A 24,624-nucleotide genomic window follows, 5' to 3' on the forward strand; every position below is an offset into this window, starting at 1 on the left:
ACCCCAGCCCCGTACGACCGGGGCGCAGGACCCCGTACAGACCACCTTTGACACAACCCTGAGAGGGATTGACGCATAGTGCTCGACGTCAACTTCTTCGACGAGCTGCGGATCGGCCTTGCCACCGCGGACGACATCCGGACCTGGTCGCACGGCGAGGTCAAGAAGCCGGAGACCATCAACTACCGCACCCTCAAGCCGGAAAAGGACGGGCTCTTCTGCGAGAAGATCTTCGGCCCCACCCGGGACTGGGAGTGCTACTGCGGCAAGTACAAGCGTGTCCGCTTCAAGGGCATCATCTGTGAGCGCTGCGGCGTCGAGGTCACTCGCGCCAAGGTGCGCCGCGAGCGCATGGGCCACATCGAGCTCGCCGCTCCGGTCACGCACATCTGGTACTTCAAAGGCGTGCCCTCGCGCCTCGGGTACCTCCTCGACCTGGCGCCGAAGGACCTGGAGAAGGTCATCTACTTCGCCGCGTACATGATCACGTACGTGGACGAGGAGCGCCGTACCCGCGACCTGCCCTCCCTGGAGGCGCAGGTGCAGGTCGAGCGCCAGCAGGTCGAGAACCGGCGCGACTCCGACCTGGAGAACCGCGCCAAGAAGCTGGAGAACGACCTCGCCGAGCTGGAGGCAGAGGGCGCCAAGGCCGACGCGCGCCGCAAGGTGCGCGAGGGTGCCGAGCGCGAGATGAAGCAGCTCCGTGACCGCGCCCAGCGCGAGATCGACCGCCTCGACGAGGTGTGGAGCCGCTTCAAGAACCTCAAGGTCCAGGACCTGGAGGGCGACGAGCTGCTCTACCGCGAGCTGCGCGATCGCTTCGGCACGTACTTCGACGGCTCGATGGGCGCTGCCGCGCTCCAGAAGCGCCTGGAGTCCTTCGACCTGGAGGAGGAGGCCGAGCGCCTCCGCGAGATCATCCGCACCGGCAAGGGCCAGAAGAAGACCCGTGCCCTCAAGCGGCTCAAGGTCGTCTCGCCGTTCCTCCAGACCGCCAACAGCCCCAAGGGCATGGTCCTGGACTGCGTCCCTGTCATCCCGCCGGACCTGCGTCCGATGGTGCAGCTCGACGGTGGCCGCTTCGCGACCTCCGACCTCAACGACCTGTACCGCCGCGTCATCAACCGCAACAACCGCCTGAAGCGGCTTCTCGACCTCGGCGCGCCCGAGATCATCGTGAACAACGAGAAGCGCATGCTCCAGGAGGCCGTCGACGCGCTCTTCGACAACGGCCGCCGCGGCCGCCCCGTCACGGGCCCCGGCAACCGTCCGCTGAAGTCGCTCTCCGACATGCTCAAGGGCAAGCAGGGCCGCTTCCGCCAGAACCTCCTCGGCAAGCGCGTGGACTACTCCGCGCGTTCCGTGATCGTCGTCGGTCCGCAGCTCAAGCTGCACCAGTGCGGTCTGCCGAAGGCGATGGCGCTGGAGCTGTTCAAGCCGTTCGTGATGAAGCGCCTGGTGGACCTGAACCACGCGCAGAACATCAAGTCGGCCAAGCGCATGGTCGAGCGCGGCCGCACCGTCGTGTACGACGTCCTCGAAGAGGTCATCGCCGAGCACCCGGTGCTGCTCAACCGTGCCCCGACCCTGCACCGCCTGGGCATCCAGGCCTTCGAGCCGCAGCTCGTCGAGGGCAAGGCCATCCAGATCCACCCGCTCGTCTGCACCGCCTTCAACGCGGACTTCGACGGTGACCAGATGGCCGTGCACCTGCCGCTCTCCGCGGAGGCGCAGGCCGAGGCCCGCATCCTGATGCTGTCCTCGAACAACATCCTCAAGCCGGCCGACGGCCGTCCGGTCACCATGCCGACCCAGGACATGGTGCTCGGCCTCTTCTTCCTCACCACGGACGAGGAGGAGCGCAAGGTCATCGGTGAGGGCCGGTCCTTCGGCTCGACCGCCGAGGCGATCATGGCCTTCGACGCCGGGGAGCTGTCGCTCCAGGCGAAGGTGGACATCCGCTTCCCGGTCGGCACCATGCCGCCGCGCGGCTGGACCCCGCCGGAGCCCGCCGAGGGCGAGGACGACTTCGGCACCGCCGAGTACCAGCCGGGTGACTCCTTCCGGCTGCGGACGACGCTGGGCCGGGCGCTCTTCAACGAGCTGCTGCCCGAGGACTACCCCTTCGTCGACTACTCGGTCGGCAAGAAGCAGCTCTCGGAGATCGTCAACGACCTCGCCGAGCGCTACCCCAAGGTGATCGTCGCCGCGACGCTGGACAACCTCAAGGCGTCCGGCTTCTTCTGGGCGACCCGTTCCGGTGTCACCGTCGCCATCTCGGACGTCGTCGTCCCCGAGGCGAAGAAGGGCATCGTCGCCCAGTACGAGGCCGAGGACGAGAAGGTCCAGAAGCAGTACGAGCGCGGTCTCATCACCAAGGACGAGCGCACCGGTGAGCTGATCCGGATCTGGACCCGCGCGACCAACGAGGTCGCCGAGGCGATGAACGAGAACTTCCCGAAGACGAACCCGATCGCCATGATGGTGAACTCGGGCGCCCGAGGGAACATGATGCAGCTCCGTCAGATCGCCGGTATGCGTGGTCTGGTGTCGAACGCCAAGAACGAGACGATTCCCCGTCCCATCAAGGCGTCCTTCCGCGAGGGCCTGTCCGTGCTGGAGTACTTCATCTCCACGCACGGTGCCCGTAAGGGTCTCGCCGACACCGCCCTGCGTACCGCCGACTCCGGCTACCTCACGCGTCGACTCGTCGACGTCTCGCAGGACGTCATCATTCGCGAGGAGGACTGCGGCACCGACCGCGGTCTGCGCCTCAAGATCGCCGAGCGCGGCGCCGACGGTGTCCTGCGCAAGACGGACGACGTCGAGACCAGCGTGTACGCGCGCTGCCTCGCCGAGGACGTCGTCGTCGGGGACGTCGTACTGGCCCCGGCCGGTACCGACCTCGGTGACGTGCTCATCGACGAGCTGGTCCGCCACGGCATCGAGGAGGTCAAGACCCGTTCGGTCCTGACCTGCGAGTCCGCCGTCGGCACCTGCGCGATGTGCTACGGGCGTTCGCTCGCCACCGGCAAGCTCGTCGACATCGGTGAGGCGGTCGGCATCATCGCCGCCCAGTCCATCGGTGAGCCGGGCACCCAGCTCACGATGCGTACCTTCCACACCGGTGGTGTGGCCGGTGACGACATCACGCAGGGTCTGCCGCGTGTCGTCGAGCTGTTCGAGGCCCGTACCCCGAAGGGTGTCGCCCCGATCTCCGAGGCCGCGGGCCGGGTCCGCATCGAGGAGACCGAGAAGACCAAGAAGATCGTCGTCACCCCGGACGACGGCAGCGAGGAGACTCCTTACCCGATCTCCAAGCGCGCCCGTCTGGAGGTCGCCGAGGGCGACCACGTCGAGGTGGGCCAGAAGCTCACCGTGGGTGCCACCAACCCGCACGACGTGCTCCGCATCCTCGGTCAGCGCGCGGTGCAGGTGCACCTCGTGGGCGAGGTCCAGAAGGTCTACAACTCGCAGGGTGTGTCGATCCACGACAAGCACATCGAGATCATCATCCGGCAGATGCTCCGCCGCGTGACGATCATCGAGTCGGGAGACGCCGAGCTGCTGCCCGGTGAGCTGGTCGAGCGCTCGAAGTTCGAGACGGAGAACCGCCGGGTCGTCACCGAGGGCGGTCACCCCGCCTCCGGCCGTCCGCAGCTCATGGGTATCACCAAGGCCTCGCTCGCGACCGAGTCGTGGCTGTCGGCGGCGTCCTTCCAGGAGACGACCAGGGTCCTCACCGACGCGGCGATCAACGCCAAGTCGGACTCCCTGATCGGCCTCAAGGAGAACGTCATCATCGGTAAGCTCATCCCGGCCGGTACGGGCCTGTCCCGCTACCGCAACATCCGGGTCGAGCCGACCGAGGAGGCCAAGGCCGCGATGTACTCGGCCGTCGGCTACGACGACATCGACTACTCGCCCTTCGGCACGGGCTCCGGCCAGGCCGTCCCGCTGGAGGACTACGACTACGGGCCCTACAACCAGTAGGAACCGGCAGGTGGTATGACGAACGGCCGTCTCGCTCCCCTCGGGGGCGGGGCGGCCGTTCGGCGTGTGCGGGGGCCTTCGGAGCGCTCCCCCGCGGAGGCTCAGCGCTCCGGGTCGTACGGGGAGAGGCCGAGGCCGGGGTCCTCGCCGAGGGCGAGGCGGGCGGCGACCGTGCCCGCGTACGGGCCGATGGTGAGCCCCGAGGGGCCGAGCCCGTCCAGGACGACGAGGCCGGGCAGGCGCGGGACGGTGCCGAGCTGGGGGCGGCCGTCCGGCGACATGGGGCGCAGCCCCACACGGGTCTCCAGGATCGTCGCCCCCGCGAGCCCCGGGGCGACGGCGAGCGCGCTCGTGAGCACCTCGGCGAGGCCCGCCGCCGTCAGGCGCGGGTCGTAGCCGCTGCCGGTCTCGCGGGTCGCGCCGACGACGACGCGGGAGCCGTCGAAGGCGAGGAGGTAGTGGGCACCGTTCGGGAGCACCACGGGCCAGGCGGAGGTGTCGGTGCCCGGCAGCGCGAGGTGGACGATCTGGCCGCGCTGCGGGGCCACGGGGACGTGCACGCCGACGGGTTCGAGTACGGCGGGCGCCCAGGCGCCCGCCGCGACGACCACGGCGTCCGCGTCCAGGCGCTCGCCGTCCACGACCGCGCCCCGCACCCGCCCGTCCCGTACGAGCAGGCTCGCCGGGCCCTGCGCGAGCCGCGCCCCGTGGCGGGCCGCCGCGCGGCACAGGGCGTCGCGCAGCAGCCGCCCGTCGACCCGGGCGGCGCCCGGCACGTGCACGGCGGACTGCGTGCCGTCGAGGGCGGGGAAGAGCGCCTGTGCGGCGGCGCCGTCGATGAGGGAGATCTCGCCCGCGAGCGGGGAGTTCTCGGCGCGGGCGGCGATCGTGGCCCGTACCGCGTCGGCCTCCGGCGTCCCTTCGCCCCCGGGGCCCAGGAGCCGCAGCGAGCCGACCCTGCGGTGGCCGACCTCGTGCTCACCGTCCTCGGCGAGTTCGGCGAGGAGCCGGGGGTAGTGCTCGGCGCCCGCGAGGAGCAGCCGGTAGAGGTGCTCGTCGCTGACGCGGCTCGTCCAGGGGCAGACGATGCCGGCGCCCGCCGATGTGGCGCGGCCCTCGTGCCCCGCGTCCACGAGCACGGTGTCCGCGCCCGCGCGGGCCAGCCGGTGCCCGGTGGCGGCTCCGGCGATTCCTGCTCCGATGACGATGACGCGCATGGTGATCAACTCCTGAGTGGGTGGTGAGGGGGTACGGGTGGCGCGGCCGCCTCGCGGGGGTCAGCCGACCCCGCCCATCCGGCGCTGGACCCACGGCGACAGGCGGTGCATGACCACCCCGGCGGCCATGACGACCGCCCCGACGACGGCGAAGTACCGCACCTCGGTGGCGGGCCGGTAGAGCTGGACGAGCTGTGCGTTGACGCCCTGTGCCGCCGCGGAGGCGAGGAACCAGAGGCTCATCATCTGGGCCAGGAAGGCGCGGGGCGCGAGCTTCGTCGTCGCGGAGAGGCCCACGGGGGACAGGCACATGGAACCGCAGATGACGACGGCGTAGCTGGCGAGGAGCCACAGCGGGCTCGCCGGTCGCTCGGTGCCGTGCAGGAGCCCCGGCCCGGCCATCAGGACGAAGGAGGCGCCGCCCAGGAGCAGCCCGGCGGCGAACTTGCGCGGGGTGCTCGGCTGGCGGTCGCCCAGGCGCAGCCACAGCCACGCGAAGGCGGGCGCGCACACCAGGGTGCACACGGGGTTGAGGGACTGGAGCCAGGAAGACGGGATCGTGAAGCCGAAGGCGTCGAGGTCGGTCCTGGTGTCGGCGAAGCGCGCGAGGACCGAGCTGGACTGCTCGTTGACGACCCAGTAGACGACGGCCGCGAGGAAGAGTGGGATGTAGGAGAGGACGCGCGCGCGTTCGACGGGTGTCGTGCGCGGGCTGCGCAGCATCGTGAGCACGTATCCGGCGGGCAGCGCGACGGCGAGCACGGTCGTGAGGTCCACGAGTCCGTCGAGCGGCTCGCCCTCGACGCCGACGAGGGCGAGGCCGAGCACCGCCACGAGCAGGACGACGAGCACGGCGCGGCCGATGACCCGGCCGCGCTCGCCGGGGGCGAGGGGGTTCGTGGGGCGCAGGCCGGCCGTGCCGAGGTGGCGCCCGCCCAGTACGTACTGCGCGAGGCCGAAGGCCATGCCGACGGCGGCGAGGCCGAAGCCGAGGTGGTAGTCGACGCGCTGCCCCGTGGTGCCGACGGCGAAGGGGGCGAGGAAGGCGCCCAGGTTGATGCCCATGTAGAAGACGCTGAAGCCGGCGTCGCGGCGGTTGTCGTCCGCCGCGTACAGCTCGCCGACGAGGCTCGACGCGTTGGACTTGAGCAGGCCCGTGCCCAGGACGATGAGCACCATCGAGACGAGCAGCGCGGGCAGCCCGCCGGGCACGGCGAGCGCGAGATGCCCGCCCATGATGAGGATGCCGCCGTACAGGACCGCTCCGCGCTGCCCGATGAGGCGGTCCGAGAGCCAGCCGCCGAGCACGCCCGACATGTAGACGAGGGAGCCGTACACCGAGACGAGCGCGGTGGCGGAGGACTTCTCCATGCCGAGGCCGCCCGCCCCGACGCTGTCGTAGAGGTAGTACAGGAGGATCGCCGACATCCCGTAGTACGAGAAGCGTTCCCACATCTCGGTCAGGAAGAGGGTGGCGAGGCCGCGGGGCTGGTGGAGGAGCTTGTGGGAGCGGGGGGCCGCGGGAGCGGGCGAGGGAGTGCGGGGGGCGTCGTGCGTGGGGTCCTTCGGGGGCATGGGGGGACCTCTCTGCGAGCGGGGGCAAAGGGGCGGTGCGGGTGGGGAGCGGGGCGGGAGGTGCGGGCGGGGAGCGGGGCGGGAGGTGCGTGCGCGGGCATGACGAAGTGTCAGGGGCATGCCAAGGACGGGCCTCGGGCGGGCCGTGTGCCGTCTTGCCGGGGTTCAGCCGTGGTGGCCGGGGGCGAGCATGGGGTGGTCGACGACCCACAGGGCGGTGGCGTCCGTGGGGCCGGGGTTGTGCAGGGCGTGCGGGACCTGGGATTTCAGGTGCAGGGCGTCGCCCGGGTGCAGGGAGTGGGGTCCTTCGGGGAGATGGAGGACGAGTTCGCCGGTGAGGACGTAGCAGAACTCCTCGCCGTCGTGCTGGGTGACCGGCGAGGGCTCGGGGGTGGGGCGGACGGTCAGGACGAGCCCTTCCAGTCCCTGATCGGGCAGGGAACCGGTCAGGACGCGGTAGGCGCGGGCGCCGGAGGTGATCTCGGGGGCGGGGTCGGTGGCGCGGGTGACGGTGTACGGGGTCGGGGCCGCGCGGTGCGCGGGCGTGGTGCCGAGCAGTGCGGCGGGGTCCGTCTCCAGGGCCTCGGCGAGCGTGAAGAGGGAGGTGAGCGAGAGGGAGGTGCCGCCCCGCTCGGCCATCGAGAGGAAGCCGGGGGTCAGGCCGCTGCGCTCGGCGAGCGCACGCAGGGTGAGGCCGCGGGCGGTGCGCAGGCGCTTGATCGTGGCGGCGACGCGCTGACCCGCCTCCTGGTGCGGCTGCTCCGCCACGGGGTGCCTCCCTCGGTCCGGGTGATCTCCGCCTGGTCTGCGGCAGGTCTGCGGCAGGTCTGCGCCTGGTCTGCGGCAGGCCCGTGGCTGATCTGTGGCTGATCTGCGGCGAGTTTAGGCACGCTGAACGTGTTTGCCAATACTTAACGCGTATCCGGCCGGAGGGGGCTCTCCCCGGCGTCGAGCGTCCAGTCGCCGCGGGTCTGGATCTGGAGGTGGCCGGTCGTGGGCGGGAGCGTGAGGCGGGCCTGGCCCATGCCCTCGGCCAGGACCTCGGCCGGGCGCAGGGTGGGGGTGAGGCGCCGCAGCTGGTACGGGCCGTGGCCGGTGTGGTGGAAGGAGAGGCGCGCCGCCTTCGGTGTCTCCAGGGCGAGGACGTCGCCGCCGTGGCCGCTCAGGCGGGGGGCCTTCCCGGTGAGCCGGCGGATCACGTGGGCGCCGAGCACGGCGAGGCGCCAGGCGCCTTCGACGCGGAGTTCGAGCTGTACGGAGTCGTCCTCGCGGGCGGGGAGCGGGAGGTGGGCGCAGACAGGGCCTCCGGCCTCGTACAGCCGCGACCAGGGGCCGCGTCCGCCCCTCGTCCGCACCCGTACGAGGCCGAGCGCCGGGCTCGTGAGGGCGAGGACGGCCACGGTGCCGGGCTCGGGGCGCGGCAGGCGCAGCACGGCGTCGCCCTCGCCGTGGTTCCACTCGGCGTTGGGGGTGCGCAGGCGGGTGAGCGCGGACCAGCCGTCGGCGAGGACGTGGTCGAGGTCCTCGCTGTCGGCGGTGAGGCTCCGGTCGTAGATGTCCAGGGCGAGTTGGTAGTCGGCGAGGTCGTCCTCCGTGGAGCCGGGGCCCGGTTGGTAGTCGAGCGACTGGATCGCCCGGGCGTAGTCGAGGACTTCGGGGGCGGTGGGGGTGCTCCGGGGGCGGGGCGGGGGGAGGGGGTGCCGGGCGTAGTGGTGGGCCGTGAGGGCCGGGGGGAGTACGAGGCCGGCGAAGAAGAGCAGGGCGAAAGGGACCTCGCCGAGGAGGCTCATGAAGAGCGTCAGGACGAGGACGAGGATGAAGGCGCTGGTCAGGCCGTGGGTGAGGGCGCGGGGCCAGCTCACCGGGGGTGGGGTCTTCTTCTTGGCGGGGCGGTTCGCGCTCGCGCGGTCGGGGCGCGGGGGCGGGGTGGAGTCGGGGTCGTAGGGCATCGGGTTCCCCCAGGGACTCGTCCGGCTTCTCATGGTGCGCTTTCCCTCGCGGGGGCGACAGAGGGCACCCGATTGCCGGGGTGTCCGGGGGCGGGGGTGGGGCGTTGGGGGAGTGACGGATGGCAAGCGCGTGCGGAATGCGTGGAGTTGAGCCCGGGGAGGTGGCGAAGTCGGCCGGGGCTTGACTAGGTTCGTCATACGTCTGCTTGTGTCCGTCCGGTTGTGTTCCCGCCCTTTGGAGTTTGACTGTGAAGCGTCAGCGCGCCTTGACCGCTTGTGTTGCCCTTGTGGCGGCCTCTGTTCTGGTGGCCGGGTGCGGGGGTGACGACGAGAAGTCGGACAAGGCGGCGGGCGACAAGATCGCGGGGGCGGGGGAGTCGGCCTCGACCAAGCCGACCCGGACCCCGACCCCTTCGGCACCGGCGAGTCCGGCCGGGGGGCCGGACCTGAGCCTTCCGAAGGATTTGAAGGTGGTGACGGACTGGAAGGCTCCGGCCGACTCCGAGAGGGCGGACGCACTTGCGGCTGCCGTTGGATATCTAACGGCGCTGGACGTGGGCATTGCGCATCAGGACAGCAGTGATCCGGCGGTTGGCTTCTTCACGTACCCGCAGAGCAGAGCCGCGACGCTCGCCAAGCAACACATCGAAAATCACGTGAAGGATCAGGCGTCTGTGACGGGAACGGAGCGCTTGCACCGTTATGAAGTGGACATTGTGCGGCCGCACAGCACTGCCGTCGTTTCGTTTTGCGTGGATGACAGCCGCTACTACGGCAAGGACGTGAAGACTGGCGAGGTGCACAGGACCGAACCGGGCGCCAAAGACCACACCGCATACGAATTCGGCATGAGAACCACAGGAGCGAAGGCGCCTTGGCGTGTGTGGGAAGTCCGTGCCGAGACGTCGTCGGCTAAGTGCCAGTAAGGGAGAGCGAACGTGAACGGGGGATCGCCGATTAGGCGTAAAGCGATGGTCGTGGTGCTGGCGCTGGGGGTTCTATGCCTTCAGCCCGCTGTCGCGCAGGCCGCGGACGACCCGGGTAAGGGCTTCGGAGAGCTGGAGTCCGAGCAGCGAGGCAATTCCGACTCCGGAAAGCACCAGATCACCTCCACCGTCCGTATCACCTACAGCCAGCGTGGTGGCGCTTCCGGCGGTGGGCCCGCTGGTTCCGTGGCCGTTGCCGATTGGGAGCCGCCCGGGTGCTGGTATGCGCCTGAGTACGATCCCGAGCAGTTCGAGAAGTTGCGGCGGGGGACGTACGTGGCCGCTGTGCATGATCCGGGCGCGAACGACATCGTGCGGGAGATCTCCGAGCAGAACGAGGCGTACGCCAAGGACGAGTACCACAAGGACGACAAGGGCAAGGGCATGTACTGGACCGCCCAGTACCGCGATGACGCCTCGCTCGCCGAGATGATGGAGTGCGACCGGCCGCCGTTCTGGGCGGACAATGCCGAGCCGCCCGACGTGCCGCACGCCATTTCGCCGGAGATCCTCGCGGGGCTCGCGTACGAGCGGATGAAGGTGCCGAGCCTGAAGGCGAAGCTCGCGCCCGCGGGGGCGAGCAAGGTGAATCTGCCGACGTGGGTGTGGCTCGACAAGGCGCAGCTGGAGCCCGTCTCCGTGACGGCGACCCTCGCGGTGGGCGGGTTCACGATGTCGGCGACGACGACGGCGAAGCCGGTTCGGCTCGCGATACAGCCCGGTACGGAGGAGGCGCGGACGCTGCCGGCGGGCGGCACCTGCCCGGTCGGCGGGGGCGGGGCGATCGGGGAGCCCTTCGCCGCGGGCAAGGCGGACCGTACGCCGCCGTGCGGGGTGACGTATCTGAAGGCGTCCGGGGACGCCGCGTACCGCCTTCAGACCGCTGTGACGTGGGACACGGCCTGGACAGGCACGGGCGGTGCCGGCGGTGACCTGCCGGACGGGACGTACGGGCAGCCGCAGGACGTGCAGGTGCGGGAGATCCAGTCGGTCAACCGCTGAGAGGGCGCCCCCACGCATTTGTTTTGACCCAGGTCCATACGGTAGGTACGCTCTGACCTCGTGCCTGGGGTGTGCCCGGGTCCGTGTGCGTGCCTACACACCGCACACAAGGAACCCGATAAAGGCCGCCTGATCCGCTCCTTCCGCGCGATGCGTCACGCCTCGCGACGGAGTCCCGGTTCCGACACACCCGACCGCGTGGCTCGGGAGTGTTCCAGGTTAGCTTTACCATTCGGCACACAGAAACCGGAGTAGTAGTGCCTACGATCCAGCAGCTTGTCCGCAAGGGCAGGCAGGACAAGGTCGAGAAGAACAAGACGCCCGCACTGGACGGCTCGCCCCAGCGTCGCGGTGTCTGCACGCGTGTGTTCACGACCACCCCGAAGAAGCCGAACTCGGCCCTGCGGAAGGTCGCGCGTGTGCGTCTGACCTCCGGCATCGAGGTCACGGCCTACATCCCGGGTGAGGGACACAACCTGCAGGAGCACTCCATCGTGCTCGTGCGTGGTGGCCGTGTGAAGGACCTGCCGGGTGTTCGCTACAAGATCATCCGAGGCTCGCTCGACACCCAGGGTGTCAAGAACCGCAAGCAGGCCCGCAGCCGCTACGGCGCCAAGAAGGAGAAGTAAGAATGCCTCGTAAGGGCCCCGCCCCGAAGCGCCCGGTCATCATCGACCCGGTTTACGGCTCCCCCCTGGTGACCTCCCTCATCAACAAGGTGCTGCTCAACGGCAAGCGCTCCACCGCCGAGCGGATCGTGTACGGCGCGATGGAGGGTCTCCGTGAGAAGACCAACGCCGACCCGGTCGTCACGCTGAAGCGTGCGCTGGAGAACATCAAGCCGACCCTGGAGGTCAAGTCCCGCCGCGTCGGTGGTGCGACCTACCAGGTGCCGATCGAGGTCAAGCCGGGCCGCGCGAACACGCTCGCCCTGCGCTGGCTCGTCGGGTACTCCCGCGCCCGTCGCGAGAAGACCATGACCGAGCGCCTCACGAACGAGCTTCTCGACGCGTCCAACGGCCTGGGTGCCGCTGTGAAGAAGCGCGAGGACACGCACAAGATGGCCGAGTCCAACAAGGCCTTCGCGCACTACCGCTGGTAGTCGCAGACCCCATCGAGACCGAGAGAAGACTGAAGCCTTATGGCTACCACTTCGCTTGACCTGGGCCGGGTCCGCAACATCGGGATCATGGCCCACATCGACGCGGGCAAGACGACGACGACCGAGCGGATCCTGTACTACACCGGTGTTTCGTACAAGATCGGTGAAGTTCACGACGGCGCCGCGACCATGGACTGGATGGAGCAGGAGCAGGAGCGTGGCATCACGATCACCTCTGCTGCCACCACCTGTCACTGGCCGCTGAACGACGTCGACCACACCATCAACATCATCGACACCCCGGGCCACGTCGACTTCACCGTCGAGGTGGAGCGCTCGCTGCGCGTCCTCGACGGTGCCGTCACGGTGTTCGACGGTGTCGCCGGTGTCGAGCCGCAGTCCGAGACTGTGTGGCGTCAGGCGGACCGCTACGGCGTGCCGCGTATCTGCTTCGTCAACAAGCTCGACCGCACCGGCGCCGAGTTCCACCGCTGCGTCGACATGATCGTCGACCGCCTCGGTGCGACCCCGCTCGTCATGCAGCTGCCCATCGGGGCCGAGGCCGACTTCCAGGGTGTCGTCGACCTCGTCCAGATGAAGGCGCTCGTCTGGTCCGCCGACACGAAGCTCGGCGAGGCGTACGACGTCGTCGACATCCCGGCGAGCCACACCGAGGCCGCCGCCGAGTGGCGCGGGAAGCTCGTCGAGGGCGTCGCCGAGAACGACGAAGAGATGATGGAGCTGTACCTGGAGGGCACCGAGCCCACCGAGGAGCAGCTGTACGCGGCGATCCGCCGTATCACCATCGCCTCCGGCAAGGGCGACGGCACCACCGTCACCCCCGTCTTCTGTGGCACCGCGTTCAAGAACAAGGGCGTGCAGCCCCTGCTCGACGCTGTTGTCCGCTACCTCCCCTCGCCGCTCGACATCGAGGCGATCGAGGGCCAGGCGGTCAACAACCCCGAGGAGGTCGTGAAGCGTCGTCCCTCCGAGGACGAGCCGCTCGCCGCGCTCGCGTTCAAGATCGCCAGCGACCCGCACCTCGGGAAGCTGACCTTCGTCCGCGTGTACTCCGGTCGTCTGGAGTCGGGTTCCTCGGTTCAGAACTCGGTGAAGGGCAAGAAGGAGCGCATCGGCAAGATCTACCGGATGCACGCCAACAAGCGTGAGGAGATCGAGTCGGTGGGTGCCGGTGACATCGTCGCCGTCATGGGTCTCAAGCAGACCACCACCGGTGAGACCCTCTGCGACCCGGCGAACCCGGTGATCCTGGAGTCGATGGACTTCCCGGCCCCGGTCATCGAGGTCGCCATCGAGCCGAAGTCCAAGGGCGACCAGGAGAAGCTGGGCGTCGCGATCCAGCGCCTGGCCGAGGAGGACCCGTCCTTCCGCGTCAAGACCGACGAGGAGACCGGCCAGACCATCATCGCCGGTATGGGCGAGCTTCACCTCGACGTGCTCGTGGACCGTATGCGCCGCGAGTTCCGCGTGGAGGCGAACGTCGGCAAGCCGCAGGTCGCGTACCGCGAGACCCTGCGCAAGCCCGTCGAGCGCCTCGACTACACGCACAAGAAGCAGACCGGTGGTTCCGGCCAGTTCGCGAAGGTGCAGATCGCGCTGGAGCCGCTGGAGGGCGACGGGTACGAGTTCGTCAACAAGGTCACCGGTGGCCGTATCCCCAGGGAGTACATCCCCTCGGTGGACGCGGGCGCGCAGGAGGCAATGGAGTTCGGCGTGCTCGCCGGCTACCCGCTCACGGGTGTCCGGGTCATCCTCCTCGACGGTGCCTACCACGACGTCGACTCCTCGGAGATGGCGTTCAAGATCGCCGGTTCGATGGCCTTCAAGGAGGCTGCCCGCAAGGCCAGCCCGGCCCTGCTCGAACCGATGATGAAGGTCGAGGTGACGACGCCCGAGGACTACATGGGTGACGTCATCGGCGACATCAACTCCCGTCGCGGTCAGATCCAGTCGATGGAGGACCGCTCGGCCGCCAAGCTCGTCACGGGCCTGGTGCCGCTGTCGGAGATGTTCGGCTATGTCGGAGACCTCCGCAGCAAGACCTCGGGTCGCGCAAGCTACTCGATGCAGTTCGACTCCTACGCCGAGGTTCCGCGGAACGTCGCCGAGGAGATCATCGCGAAGGCCAAGGGCGAGTAACTCACCCGAGTTCACGCCGTAGGCTTGACACCGGACCCCGCAACGGGGTGCCCCCGCTCACCAGCGGGGGCACCCCCGGGGACCCGGCACCCCAGCAAAGATCATCCCTGGCGCCGATGAAGCAAGGCGTACAGAACCACTCCACAGGAGGAACCCAGTGGCGAAGGCGAAGTTCGAGCGGACTAAGCCGCACGTCAACATCGGCACCATCGGTCACATCGACCACGGTAAGACGACCCTCACGGCCGCCATTACCAAGGTGCTGCACGACGCGTACCCCGAGCTGAACGAGGCCTCGGCCTTCGACCAGATCGACAAGGCTCCTGAGGAGCGCCAGCGCGGTATCACCATCTCCATCGCGCACGTCGAGTACCAGACCGAGACGCGCCACTACGCGCACGTCGACTGCCCTGGTCACGCGGACTACATCAAGAACATGATCACCGGTGCCGCCCAGATGGACGGCGCGATCCTCGTGGTCGCCGCGACCGACGGTCCGATGCCGCAGACGAAGGAGCACGTCCTCCTGGCCCGCCAGGTCGGCGTCCCCTACATCGTTGTCGCCCTGAACAAGGCCGACATGGTGGACGACGAGGAGATCCTTGAGCTGGTCGAGCTCGAGGTCCGCGAGCTGCTCTCCGAGTACGAGTTCCCGGGCGACGACCTGCCGGTCGTCAAGGTCTCGGCGCTCAAGGCCCTTGAGGGCGACGCGGAGTGGGGCAAGTCCGTTCTCGACCTCATGAAGGCCGTGGACGAGTCCATCCCCGAGCCCGAGCGTGACATCGACAAGCCGTTCCTCATGCCGATCGAGGACGTCTTCACGATCACCGGTCGCGGCACGGTCGTCACCGGCCGTATCGAGCGTGGTGTCCTGAAGGTCAACGAGACCGTCGACATCATCGGCATCAAGCAGGAGAAGGCGACCACCACGGTCACCGGCATCGAGATGTTCCGCAAGCTGCTCGACGAGGGCCAGGCGGGCGAGAACGTCGGTCTGCTCCTCCGCGGCATCAAGCGCGAGGACGTCGAGCGCGGCCAGGTCATCATCAAGCCGGGCTCGGTCACGCCGCACACCTCCTTCGAGGCGCAGGCGTACATCCTGTCGAAGGACGAGGGTGGCCGTCACACCCCCTTCTTCAACAACTACCGTCCGCAGTTCTACTTCCGCACCACGGACGTGACCGGCGTCGTGACCCTCCCCGAGGGCACCGAGATGGTCATGCCGGGCGACAACACCGAGATGAGCGTCGAGCTCATCCAGCCCGTCGCGATGGAAGAGGGCCTCAAGTTCGCCATCCGTGAGGGTGGCCGGACCGTCGGCGCCGGCCAGGTCACCAAGATCAACAAGTGAGTTGATGCCCGGGACGTGTTCCGGGCGGTGATCTGAGGCGTGTCCCCTTCGGGGGGCGGGCGACTCGGACCTGAGAGGGCCCGTACGACTTCGGTCGTACGGGCCCTCTCGCATGGGCGGGGGCGCGTGGGCGGGGCCCTTTCGCTGGGGTGGGGCTTTCGCGTCGGCGAGGATGGCCGGGGCGCATTGCCCGCCCGCGGCGTCCCTCCGCCTCGTATGTTCGCCGGATGCGTGACGATCAGGGGGTGGGCGGTGGCAGCGGGCGGCCCGGGGCCGGAGAGGGCGATCCGGCGCGTATCGCTCTGGACTGGCGCCAGTCGGCGGCGCTCGTCGACACGGTGCCCGGCGCGGACACCGCGGAGGAGTGGATCGTCACGGCGCGGGCCGGGCACGAGACGATGGGCGCGATGACGGTGTACCGGTTGCGGCTCGACGCGCCCTCGGGCCGCAGCCCGGCGCTGGACCTTGAGGACTGGGACGCGGACCACGCGCGGGGGCCGTGGGCGACCCGGGCGCCGGGGGAGCGGCAGGGGCTTTCCGGCGCGGGGTGGGAGGAGGCCGGGTTCGTGCCGATGAAGGGCGGCTGGGTGCTCGATGTACGGGGGGCGTGGAGCGGCTGACACGCGGGGTACGGACAGGCCGAGGCCCCGAGGGCGCGGGGCGTGTCCGTACGGGTCCGCGGGGTGCCTGTACGGGGCATGGGCGGTCGCACTCGCGTGCGCACGCGGCGGCGCTCCCGCCGGTGCGCGGGCGTCGTCGCCCGGCCCGTCGCTCTCTCGGGATGCGGGCTTGCGGGAAGGGGAGGAACGTGGGATGTGGCCCTGAAGTGTCCGGGCGGCAAAGGGCCCGGGCGGGCGACGATGCGCGGCGAGACGCGCAGTGAAGAGGTGCTGCCCATGATGGTCATCGGCCTTCTGCTGGCAGCGGCGGCAGCGGCGTTCACCGCCCTGCTGATCGCGTTCAACACGTCGGGAGGGCCCGAGTACACGGTGTCCCTCTTCGGGAGCGATCCGTTCACCATCAGTACTCTGGGGGCTTTCGCGGGCGGGCTCGGCCTCGCGCTGGTCTTCGCCCTCGGGATGTGGCTGATGCGTGAGGGACTCGGGCTCCACCACCGGCACGCGGTGCAGCGCAAGGAGGGTGGCCAGGCGGTCGACGAACGAGACCGCCTGCGGCACCAGCTCGACTCCGAGCACCGCACAGGGAGCACGGGTGCCTCCGCGGGCTCCTCCGGCTCCGGACAGCAGGAACCCCGCCCCCTCCAGACCTCCGGTCACCACGGGAGGCGGCGGATGCACCTGCACGGGAGTCACTGACTCCTGTCCTTCGGCGGTGTGCCCGGCGGGCGGTGGAAGACACCCCCGTTGGGCACACCGCCGTGCCGTGCGCGGGGGAGGCGAGGCGTGCCGGGGGGAAGGGGCGGTGCGGGTGGGGGAAGGAGACGTGCGGGTGGGGGGAAGGCGAGGTGCGGGTGGGGCCGGTGGGAGCCCCGTGACAGGTGGGACCGCCCGGCCGGTGCGTGCGGGTGGGGAAAGTGCTTCGGGGGGCGGGGAAAGTGCTTCGCCCTGTGTCGCCCCGGCCCCGACTCCCTTAATCTGAGCGCGCGCCGGACCTTGTGTACCCACGGGAAGCGGGTGTGCCGACGCGTTTACAGGTAGCCCCTGCCGTCCTGAGCGACGGCCCGAGCAAGGGAGAACCGTCATGGTCAAGCACTACCTCAAGTACGCCTACAGCACCCTCGCCGCCGCGATGTTCGCCAGCATGGCCTGAGCGGACCGGGGCCCGGCCTGGACCGGGACGAAGACCCGGTCCAGGCTTTCAGGGAGGCTCCGTGTTCGGCACCGCGTTCAGCCAGCTCCGTTACACCTCGGCAATCCTCGGTAACCGGCCCATCAGGCCCCGGGACCTGGAGCGCATCGCCCGGGATCTCGTCGCGACGCTGGCCGAGTTCGGCGAGCCGGGCGAGGACTCGGCACTCCTGCCCGGGCAGGCGGGGCAGTCCGATCCCGAGGTGCGCCGCACCGTCGCGATGCGGGGCCTGCGGGCCACGGCCCGCGCCGCGGCCCGGCACACCGCGTACTACCACCGCCTCTTCGCCGAGCACGGCATCGATCCAGGGACATTGACTCCCGAGACGTGGGACAGCGTGCCGGTCACGGAGAAGACCGCGCTGCGCGCGCTGCCCGCGGCCTTCGTCTCCGCCAAGGCCCGTCCCGCGCTGATGGCGCTCACCACGGGCACGAGCGGCACCCCCACCGCCGTGTGGTACTCGCGTGCCGAGACCGAGATCGTGGTGGCGCTCAGCACCGTCTCCGCCGTGCTCGGCGTCGGTCTGCGCCCGCACCACACGATGGCGTACGGCGGCTGCTCGCGGGCCACGCTTCCGCTGCTCAGCACCGAGGAGTCGGTGACCCGGGTCGGCGCGGCCTTCGTGCAGATCGGCACCGTCGACCCGGCCCTCGCGCTCGACCGCCTCGCGGCCCCGCTCAATCTGCCGGGAAAGGCCCCGCAGATCACCCATCTCAACGTGTCCGCCTCCTACCTCGGCGCCCTCGTCAGGATCGCCGAGCGGGACGGCTGGCGACCCGGCGACTTCGGCCTCGAACACCTCGCCGTGGGCGGCGAAGTGCTCTCCGCACCGCTGCGCGAGCGCGCCGAGGCGGCTTTCGGCGCGCGCATTTCCGCCGGGTACATGATGACGGAGACCCTGCCATCGGGCGGCACGCCCTGCACGGCCGGACACCTCCACCACAGCACGGAGTTCGGCTGGACCGAGATACGCGACCCGGTGACGTACGAGCCGACTCCGCCCGGCGGCGTGGGAGTTCTCGTCCACACCCCGTACGTCCCCTACCGCGAGTGCACGCTGCTGCTGCGGTACGCGACCGGGGACCTGGTACGCGTGCCCGAGGAACGGCCCGGCTGCGAGCTGGCGCACCTGCCCGCGACGAGTCCCGTTCTCGGGCGCTGGTCGGGTGAACTGAGCCGGACCGTCACGACACGAGACCTGCTGGACCTGATCGAGGCCGAGCCCGAGGTGCCGCTGCCCGCGAGGTACGCGCTCGTCGAGGGCCCGCGCGGGCCCGAACTCCACCTCCGTGTCGCCGCTCTGCCCGCGCACGCCCTGCTCGGGCGGCTGGAGGACCGGGCGACCGCGGCGCGCCTCCCGCTGGAGAGCATCGTGTTGCACGACGACCCTGGCGGCATGCCGCCGACCGGTCCTGTCCGCGCCGACCTGCGCGAGCACACCTTCGAGACGATCCGCCCCGCCACCGTCCGCCCGGCGGCCGACCGCGTCGTGAGCCCGGCATGACCGCCGCGCTGATCGGCCTCAACGTCTGCGTGGCCGCGATCACGCTGCTCGGCCTCGGGTACGTCGCGCGGGTGCGGATGCCGAGGCCGCCGGTCGGGAGGTACGAGGCGCCGGACGTGCTGGTGGTGATGGCCGTGGTGATGGCGGCCCCGCTCCTCTACCTGGAGCTGCCCCGTACCGCCGTGGCTGTTGTCTTCGGCCTCGTCCTGTGCGCGGCGCTCCAGTTCACGCTGGCGCCACTGTTCGGTGGCGGTGGCGGTGGCGGTGGCGGTGGCGGTGGCGGTGGTAGCGGCGGCGGTGGTGGCGGTGGCGGTGGCAGTGGTAGCGGTGGCGGTGGTGGCGGTGGTGGCGGTGGTGGCGGTGGTGGCGGTGGTGGCGGTGGCGGTGGCGGTGGCGGTGGCGGTGGTGGCGGTCTCAAGGCAGCGTTCCTCGCGGTGCTCGCCGTCGCTGTGACAGGCGGGCTTGCCCTCGCCGGCCGGACGCTCGCCGTGCTCGTTCTGACCGATGTGCTGCTTGCCGTCGCGGTCGTCGGGGTCGCGACGATGTGGGCACAGAGCGGTTTCCGGTCGGTGCACACGGCGTGGTTCGCGGGGCTGCTCGCCGTGTACGACCTCGTGGCCACAGGACTCACCCCGGTCATGGACCGCTTCGCCGCGCAGGTCATGGGCCTGCCCTTCGCCCCGCTCCTCGCCGTCACGCGCGGCGACCCGCCCGTGGCCCTCGGCCTCGGCGACCTCCTGCTGATCGTGCTCTTTCCGCTCGTCGCGGCGAAGGCGTATGGGCGCGCGGCCGCCCTGCTCGCAGGCACGGTGGGTGTCCTCGCCTCCAGTGCGATCAGCGTCCTCTTCGCGACCGGCACCCTGACGGGGGCCTTCCCGCTGATGGTGGTGCTGGGCCCGGTGATCGTGGCCCAGCATCTCTACTGGATACGCCGTACGGGGCGCGAACGCACGACGGCGGAGTGGCGGGCCGCGGCGGTCGCCACGGTGCCGGTGACGGCGCCGTCCCCCGTCCTGCTCGCCGCCCTCGGCACGCCCGAGCCCCCGGGCGACCGCCACGAGCGGCCACAGCCGGGAGACTGGGTCGCCCTGGTGGACGGCGAGATCGTCGGCACGGGCCCGAGCGCCGGGTCCGCCCGCAAGGACGCGGCCCGTCGCGGGACCGAGACGGTGCCGCTCGTACGGCAGGTGTGAAGGCGGGGGCGGGGGCGGGGACGGAGGGCGAGGACGGGGCGGAGGCGGGGGCGCGGCGCTGAGGAGCAAGTGCTTCTCGGATGCGCCAGGGAGAGGCCGTACAGGACAGCAACCGGGCGCAGGGCGCGGCTCAGGGCGACCGCCCCACATGCCTCCTCACGAAGGCCCTTGAGCCGGAACGCCGTCGACGCCGCGGGGGGACGTCGCGGGCGACCGGGGCCGGCCCTGCTGGGTCCGCCTCCTCAGCCGTACCTCCGTCGTCCGCACCGTCTTCTTCGGCGCGGGGCCCCATTTCATTCCCCTGTCCCCGGTCGTCCGCGAACGACGTCATGAGGAGCAGCCTCCGCCCCGGCCCCGATAGCCACGGTGGGGACGCAGGCTCTTGATCCTTGCCCCCCCGTGTGTCCACCAGCTCGATACGCGGCGTCCGCGGCGACAGGCCGAGCGGCAGAGCGAAGTCCCGTCCGTGTGTCCGTGCAGTACCGCGTTCGATGCCAGGTCCGCCGTGATCTGCCGCGGTTCTGTCAGTCCCCTGCCCTGCTCCCGCAGTTGCTCGGCCGCCAGGAGGCGCGCCAGGCGTGCGCCCCGGCGCGTACTCAGCAACTGCACGCGGAAGAAACGGCGCAGTGCTTCCGGGGCGGCGACCGTGCGGGTGGGGTCCGGGCCGTGTACGGCCTTGTGCGGCTCCGTGCGGGAGAGAGGCACGCGTGGTGCATGGAGAGATCGACGTTCGGGGAATCGGGACCGGGCGGGGTTCCGGTAACGGGATCGACGAGCAGGAGGAATCCGCCGCCGTCCTTGAGGCCGTGGGCCGTCGGACCAGACTCCGGTGCCAGGGCCGCGGGTCTTTCGCAGCCCGCATTCGGGGCCGTGATCGGGTACGGCGAGGCGCAGGTCTGCAAGGTCGAGGCGGGAAAGCATATTCCGAGGCCCGATTTCCTCGGCAAGGCCGGCGAGGTCCTGAGGGCGGGCGGGAGACGCGCGGCATGCAAACGGGACGTGGCCGAGGTCAGTATCCGAAGAAGCTGTGGCATCTGACGAAGCTGGAGCGGCAATCGGTGGAGGTGAACTCCTATTGCGGCACCCGCACCCACGGCCTCCTCCGGGCCAGGCAGTACGCCACGGCGATGCGCGGGTCGGGCCGGAGGAGCACCCCGAGCGGCTGGCCGCCGCGCGGATGCACGCCAGGAGATCTTTGACCGACGGCCGATGACGACGGCCACCTTCATTCAGGAAGAGGCCATGTCGCAGCGGCCCATCGGCGGCAGGGCTGTGCCGCGGCGGCAACCGGAGCACTTGCCGACGGTCGGCGAGCGCCCCAACGTCGAATTGCGGCTCATGTCGGCCCTGTCGGAGGAACACGGCTGTCTGGGAAGCGAGTTGCAGAGCCTGCGCCTTGAGGACGGCAGGACGCTCGGGTACGCCGAAGGGCAGATGATGCGTCGCGTCGTCCCGGACCCGAAAGAGGTCCAGGCCCTCTCCCGGCGGTACGGCATCCTGCGGGCGCAGGCTCTCGGGCCCGCCGGAACAAGGGAGTTCATCGAAAAACCGCTGGGAGACGCATGACGCCGAAGCCTGCCGCGGAGGACCGCGGCACGCCGTGGTGGCGCGCGGCCGGTCCGTGGCGTCCCGGGCGGGGACGGCGGAAGCACCGTCCCCGCCCCGTATCCTCAACTCCTGCGTGATGGCGTCTCTTTGATCCCGCCCACCAGGGTGCGGCTCGTGACCGCGCTCGTGAAGGTGACCGTGCCCGGCTTGATGAGGCGGTCTTCCGCGTTCGCGTTCTTCGCCTCCTTGACGTGGACCGTGCGTTCACCGAGGAACGTGTGGGACTCACGGTCGAAGATCCACTCCTCGCGGTCGCCGGACGTCTCGTCGAGGCGGGCGACGGCGACCCCGTGGCGCCCCGCAGCGTCCACCGCGTCGTCCACTGTGACGACCCCGGGGATCTTCGCGGCCGCCCGGTAGAGGGCCGCTTCGAGGCCCGCGGGCGGGTAGGACTCGCCGACGAGGTCGCCGATCGTCGTGAAGGCCGCCTGGTCGCGGCTGTTGCCCCGGCCCTCGCTCAGCGCGTAGATCCGGCGGAGCAGGGCATTGGGGTCCCTGGGCAGGGCGTCGAGCGCGGCGTAGGCCGAGACGCTGTCCACGTCCGTGTCCAGCGTCGTCCCGTCCTTCGGCGTGGTGCCCGGCTCGACGAGCCACCCCTTGTGGCCGTCCGGGGACGTCCAGACCCTCCGCCTGTGCGGCTTGTCGCTGACGACCTCGCTCCGGTGGTCCCTGGTACGGACGTACGTGGTCGCTGTGACCGACTCGATGTAGATGTACTGGTCCGGGCGCGGGGCCGGGGCCGGGGCCTGCTCGGCGGCGAGCGAGACGCGCCGGAGGAGGGAGCCGGTGCCGTGCGCGGTGGCGGCGCCGACCGGGGTGGTCAGGAGGGGGCCGGTGGCGAGTCCCGGCGGCTTGTCGCCGCCCGCGAGCGTGCCGCCAGCCGCCAGGGCTCCGGCCAACGCGCAGGCGCCCAGGGGCAGTACGAGCGCCGGGCGGCGCCACCAGGGGCCGCGCGGGCGCTTGGGCCCGGGTGTCCGCGTCGCGGGCCGGGCGGTGTGCTTCGTGTCGGCGTGGATCTGGGCCATGAGGCGCTCCTTGTGGAACTCGTGTCGGCCCGGCGGGAGTTCTTTTTCCACGGGGGGCAACAGGTCCGCGATGTGGGGCCACTGGGCGGGGTGCCGATCTGGGCTGGCGTTCATCGGGTTCCTCTCCGTGCGAGCCCGGGTGTGTGGTCGCTTCTTGTCTGTCGGGCGGGCGACGCGAGTTCCCGCGTACGGGGGTCGGGTTCCCTCGTACGGGAGGCGAGTTCGGCGTCGGTGAGGGCGGCGAGGCGCTTACGGGCGCGCGCCAGCCGGGAGCGGACGGTGCCCAGTGGGATGCCGAGTGCGGTGGCTGCCTCCGTATAGCTCAGGTTTTCCCACAGGCACAGCACGAGGACTTCGCGTTCCGCGCGCCTGAGCGCGCCGAGCGCGGTGAGCATCGCGGCGATGCGGTGGCGGTCGTCGACCTGCCCCGCGATGTGCTCGGCGTGGTCGGCGACGGTGAGCGCCGCCGGTCCCACCGCCGCTGCTGCCGACGCGGCGGCGCGGTAACGGCGGTTCGTCCGGCGGTGGTTGCGGGACGCGTTCGTCGCGATGCCGAGGAGCCAGGGCCGCAGCGAACCCCCTTCGGGGCTGACCTTCGCGCGCAGCCGCCAGGCCAGGGCGAAGGTCTCGGCCATCACGTCCTCGGCCAGCGACCAGTCGGCCGTCAGGCAAAAGGCGTGGTTGTACACGGAGCGCGCGTACGTCTCGTACAACTCGGCGAAAGCATCGGGATCGCCGTCCCGGATGCGGGTTCTCACGTCAGTGGTCACTCCTGGGTACTGTCCGGCGCGCCGAAGCGGGTTCCCGTGACGTGCGTCACGGGGGGGCGGTACGGGGCTCCGGCGGGGACGGGCTCCGGCGGGGAGCGGCGTGCGGGTGGGTGCGTACTGCCTCGGCGTCATGAGGTGCGGCGGGACGGGCGGCCCCGATCGTGAGGGCTGTGCATCGCGGGGATTGCGCATCGCGCGGGTCGCGCACGCGTCACGGTTGCGGCCCTGGGTGCCTGTGAGGGCGGGCATGGGGGAGGGGTGAGGGGGTGGGGGCCTGGGGCGCGCGGGTGCGGGCCCGTGGCCTGAAGGTCGCTTCAGGTCGCTTCAGGGCTGCTTCAGGGTGCGTGGGGAGGATGGGGGTTGTCCGTGTCGGTGGGCGATACGGGGCTTGTCTTCTTCCTTTGGAGGTGTCTCTTATGGGGCGTATGTCGTCCGTTCTTGGTGCGGTTGCTGTCGTCGTGCTTGCCGGTGGGGTCGTTGCGGGGTGCGGTGACGGGGGGTCCTCGTCTTCGTCCGCGCCTTCGCCTGCGTCCGGGGATGCCTCCGCGCGGGGTGCCTCTTCCTCCGAGGCCGGTACGCGAGCGCCTGCGACGTCCGGGGATGCGTCCACCCTGCCGCCCCGGAAGGGGGCCGGGTCCGACGCGGACGAGCACCGTGCCGAGGCCAAGGCCGCCGCGCTGCTCCCCGCCCCCGAGGCGATCGGGAGGGCCCTCGCGCACACACCCGGCAAGGTCGTCTCCGCCGAGATCGACGACAACGCCGACGACCGGCTCGTCTGGGAGTTCGAGATCCTCGCCGAGGACGGCACGCTTCAGGCCGTCGACGTGAACCCGGCCGGGGGCGCGGTCCTCGCCTCGCACCGGGAGCGCGGGGAGGATGACGACCTGGCACGCGGAAAGCGGCTGCTCAAGGGCGGGGCCACGGACGCGGCCGCCGCAGCGAAGGCCGTCGCGGCAAAGGGCACCGTCGTCTCCGTCAAGCTCAAGCCGGAGGGCGGCGGGCACTGGAGCGTCGAGACGGGGCCCGAGGACCGGGACTGGTCGGTGCCGCTGGACTCGGTGAGGGTCGGCCCGGAGCGGGAGGACTGAGGGGGCGGGCGCTTCCTTCGGGGGCGCGGGGACGTGAGGGCGCGGGGACGCGAGGGCGCGGAGATGCGGGGGCGAGGGGGCCGGGGCGGGCGAGCGAGGAGACGTGGCGCGGGGGCGGCGCGCGTGGGTGGGGGCTCGTACGGGCGCGCCGACCGTCCGCGTACCCGGTGCCGGTGCCGGTGCCGGTGCCCGTGCCCGTGCCCGTGCCCGTGCCCGTACCGCCCCTGCGCCTTCCGTCGCTTCGCGGCGTTGTGGAATTTCGCGGTCGCCCAGAGGTGGCCCAGCATCGCGA

The 24,624-nt window shown here is 70.7% G+C and carries 19 protein-coding genes; 13 read left to right on the top strand and 6 right to left on the bottom strand.

Annotated elements, in window-relative coordinates; all coding sequences use genetic code 11:
* Window positions 1–78 precede the first annotated feature (78 nt).
* On the top strand, window positions 79–3,993 hold the full coding sequence (locus tag ACQYWQ_RS18790; protein ID WP_431036031.1) for a DNA-directed RNA polymerase subunit beta': 3,915 nt from the start codon (window positions 79–81) through the stop codon (window positions 3,991–3,993).
* A gap of 101 nt (window positions 3,994–4,094) precedes the next feature.
* On the opposite strand, the gene ACQYWQ_RS18795 is transcribed toward ACQYWQ_RS18790, so the two are convergent.
* The 4 genes from ACQYWQ_RS18795 to ACQYWQ_RS18810 all read right to left on the bottom strand — a co-directional run bounded on the left by ACQYWQ_RS18795 (window position 4,095) and on the right by ACQYWQ_RS18810 (window position 8,767).
* Window positions 4,095–5,210, bottom strand: a complete 1,116-nt coding sequence (locus tag ACQYWQ_RS18795; protein ID WP_431036033.1) for an NAD(P)/FAD-dependent oxidoreductase — start codon at window positions 5,208–5,210, stop codon at window positions 4,095–4,097.
* A 60-nt stretch (window positions 5,211–5,270) separates the two neighbouring features.
* Window positions 5,271–6,785: a peptide MFS transporter gene (locus tag ACQYWQ_RS18800; protein ID WP_431036035.1), complete on the bottom strand. Its 1,515-nt coding sequence runs from the start codon at window positions 6,783–6,785 to the stop codon at window positions 5,271–5,273.
* Window positions 6,786–6,950: 165 nt separating this feature from the next.
* Window positions 6,951–7,553: a helix-turn-helix domain-containing protein gene (locus tag ACQYWQ_RS18805; protein WP_431036037.1), complete on the bottom strand. Its 603-nt coding sequence runs from the start codon at window positions 7,551–7,553 to the stop codon at window positions 6,951–6,953.
* A 143-nt stretch (window positions 7,554–7,696) separates the two neighbouring features.
* Window positions 7,697–8,767 carry a cell wall protein gene (locus tag ACQYWQ_RS18810; RefSeq protein ID WP_431036038.1) on the bottom strand — a complete coding sequence of 357 codons (1,071 nt, stop codon included), beginning with the start codon at window positions 8,765–8,767 and terminating at the stop codon, window positions 7,697–7,699.
* Window positions 8,768–8,982: 215 nt separating this feature from the next.
* Here ACQYWQ_RS18810 and ACQYWQ_RS18815 point away from each other — a divergent pair, with 215 nt between their 5' ends.
* From ACQYWQ_RS18815 to ACQYWQ_RS18865, 11 genes are all read left to right on the top strand, one after another.
* A complete protein-coding gene (locus ACQYWQ_RS18815) occupies window positions 8,983–9,660 on the top strand; it encodes a hypothetical protein (protein WP_431036040.1) in 678 nt (225 codons plus the stop codon).
* A 336-nt stretch (window positions 9,661–9,996) separates the two neighbouring features.
* A complete protein-coding gene (locus ACQYWQ_RS18820) occupies window positions 9,997–10,722 on the top strand; it encodes a hypothetical protein (protein ID WP_431036041.1) in 726 nt (241 codons plus the stop codon).
* Window positions 10,723–10,979: 257 nt separating this feature from the next.
* Window positions 10,980–11,351, top strand: coding sequence for a 30S ribosomal protein S12 (rpsL, locus tag ACQYWQ_RS18825; RefSeq protein ID WP_007823146.1), 372 nt, complete (start codon window positions 10,980–10,982; stop codon window positions 11,349–11,351).
* A gap of 2 nt (window positions 11,352–11,353) precedes the next feature.
* Entirely contained in the window at window positions 11,354–11,824 is a 471-nt protein-coding gene (rpsG, locus tag ACQYWQ_RS18830; RefSeq protein WP_008746138.1) for a 30S ribosomal protein S7, read from the top strand.
* Between the two features lie 39 nt (window positions 11,825–11,863).
* The gene (gene fusA / locus ACQYWQ_RS18835) at window positions 11,864–13,984 is read left to right on the top strand and encodes an elongation factor G (protein ID WP_431036042.1); all 2,121 of its coding nucleotides are present in this window, start codon (window positions 11,864–11,866) and stop codon (window positions 13,982–13,984) included.
* A gap of 157 nt (window positions 13,985–14,141) precedes the next feature.
* Complete coding sequence (tuf, locus tag ACQYWQ_RS18840) at window positions 14,142–15,335, top strand: elongation factor Tu (protein ID WP_431036043.1); 1,194 nt, start codon at window positions 14,142–14,144, stop codon at window positions 15,333–15,335.
* A 227-nt stretch (window positions 15,336–15,562) separates the two neighbouring features.
* On the top strand, window positions 15,563–15,955 hold the full coding sequence (locus tag ACQYWQ_RS18845; RefSeq protein ID WP_431036045.1) for a hypothetical protein: 393 nt from the start codon (window positions 15,563–15,565) through the stop codon (window positions 15,953–15,955).
* A 195-nt stretch (window positions 15,956–16,150) separates the two neighbouring features.
* Window positions 16,151–16,651, top strand: a complete 501-nt coding sequence (locus ACQYWQ_RS18850; protein WP_431036047.1) for a hypothetical protein — start codon at window positions 16,151–16,153, stop codon at window positions 16,649–16,651.
* A gap of 515 nt (window positions 16,652–17,166) precedes the next feature.
* The gene (locus ACQYWQ_RS18855; protein ID WP_431036048.1) at window positions 17,167–18,648 is read left to right on the top strand and encodes a phenylacetate--CoA ligase family protein; all 1,482 of its coding nucleotides are present in this window, start codon (window positions 17,167–17,169) and stop codon (window positions 18,646–18,648) included.
* Entirely contained in the window at window positions 18,645–19,841 is a 1,197-nt protein-coding gene (locus tag ACQYWQ_RS18860; protein ID WP_431036049.1) for a hypothetical protein, read from the top strand. Before ACQYWQ_RS18855 ends, ACQYWQ_RS18860 begins: the two co-directional genes overlap by 4 nt.
* 1,209 nt (window positions 19,842–21,050) lie before the next feature.
* Window positions 21,051–21,407, top strand: coding sequence for a Scr1 family TA system antitoxin-like transcriptional regulator (locus ACQYWQ_RS18865; protein ID WP_431036050.1), 357 nt, complete (start codon window positions 21,051–21,053; stop codon window positions 21,405–21,407).
* A 104-nt stretch (window positions 21,408–21,511) separates the two neighbouring features.
* Here ACQYWQ_RS18865 and ACQYWQ_RS18870 read toward each other — a convergent pair whose 3' ends face one another.
* Together ACQYWQ_RS18870 and ACQYWQ_RS18875 are read right to left on the bottom strand one after the other, a co-directional pair.
* Window positions 21,512–22,588 carry a CU044_5270 family protein gene (locus ACQYWQ_RS18870; RefSeq protein ID WP_431036051.1) on the bottom strand — a complete coding sequence of 359 codons (1,077 nt, stop codon included), beginning with the start codon at window positions 22,586–22,588 and terminating at the stop codon, window positions 21,512–21,514.
* On the bottom strand, window positions 22,585–23,244 hold the full coding sequence (locus ACQYWQ_RS18875) for an RNA polymerase sigma factor (protein WP_431036052.1): 660 nt from the start codon (window positions 23,242–23,244) through the stop codon (window positions 22,585–22,587). The genes ACQYWQ_RS18870 and ACQYWQ_RS18875 overlap by 4 nt, the downstream gene beginning before the upstream one ends.
* Before the next feature lie 425 nt (window positions 23,245–23,669).
* Between ACQYWQ_RS18875 and ACQYWQ_RS18880 the strand changes: the two genes are divergently transcribed.
* Window positions 23,670–24,332 carry a PepSY domain-containing protein gene (locus tag ACQYWQ_RS18880; RefSeq protein WP_431036054.1) on the top strand — a complete coding sequence of 221 codons (663 nt, stop codon included), beginning with the start codon at window positions 23,670–23,672 and terminating at the stop codon, window positions 24,330–24,332.
* Window positions 24,333–24,624 lie beyond the last annotated feature (292 nt).

Origin of the sequence: Streptomyces sp. P6-2-1 (assembly GCF_050613165.1) — a bacterium.
In the GTDB taxonomy this organism is placed as follows: domain Bacteria; phylum Actinomycetota; class Actinomycetes; order Streptomycetales; family Streptomycetaceae; genus Streptomyces.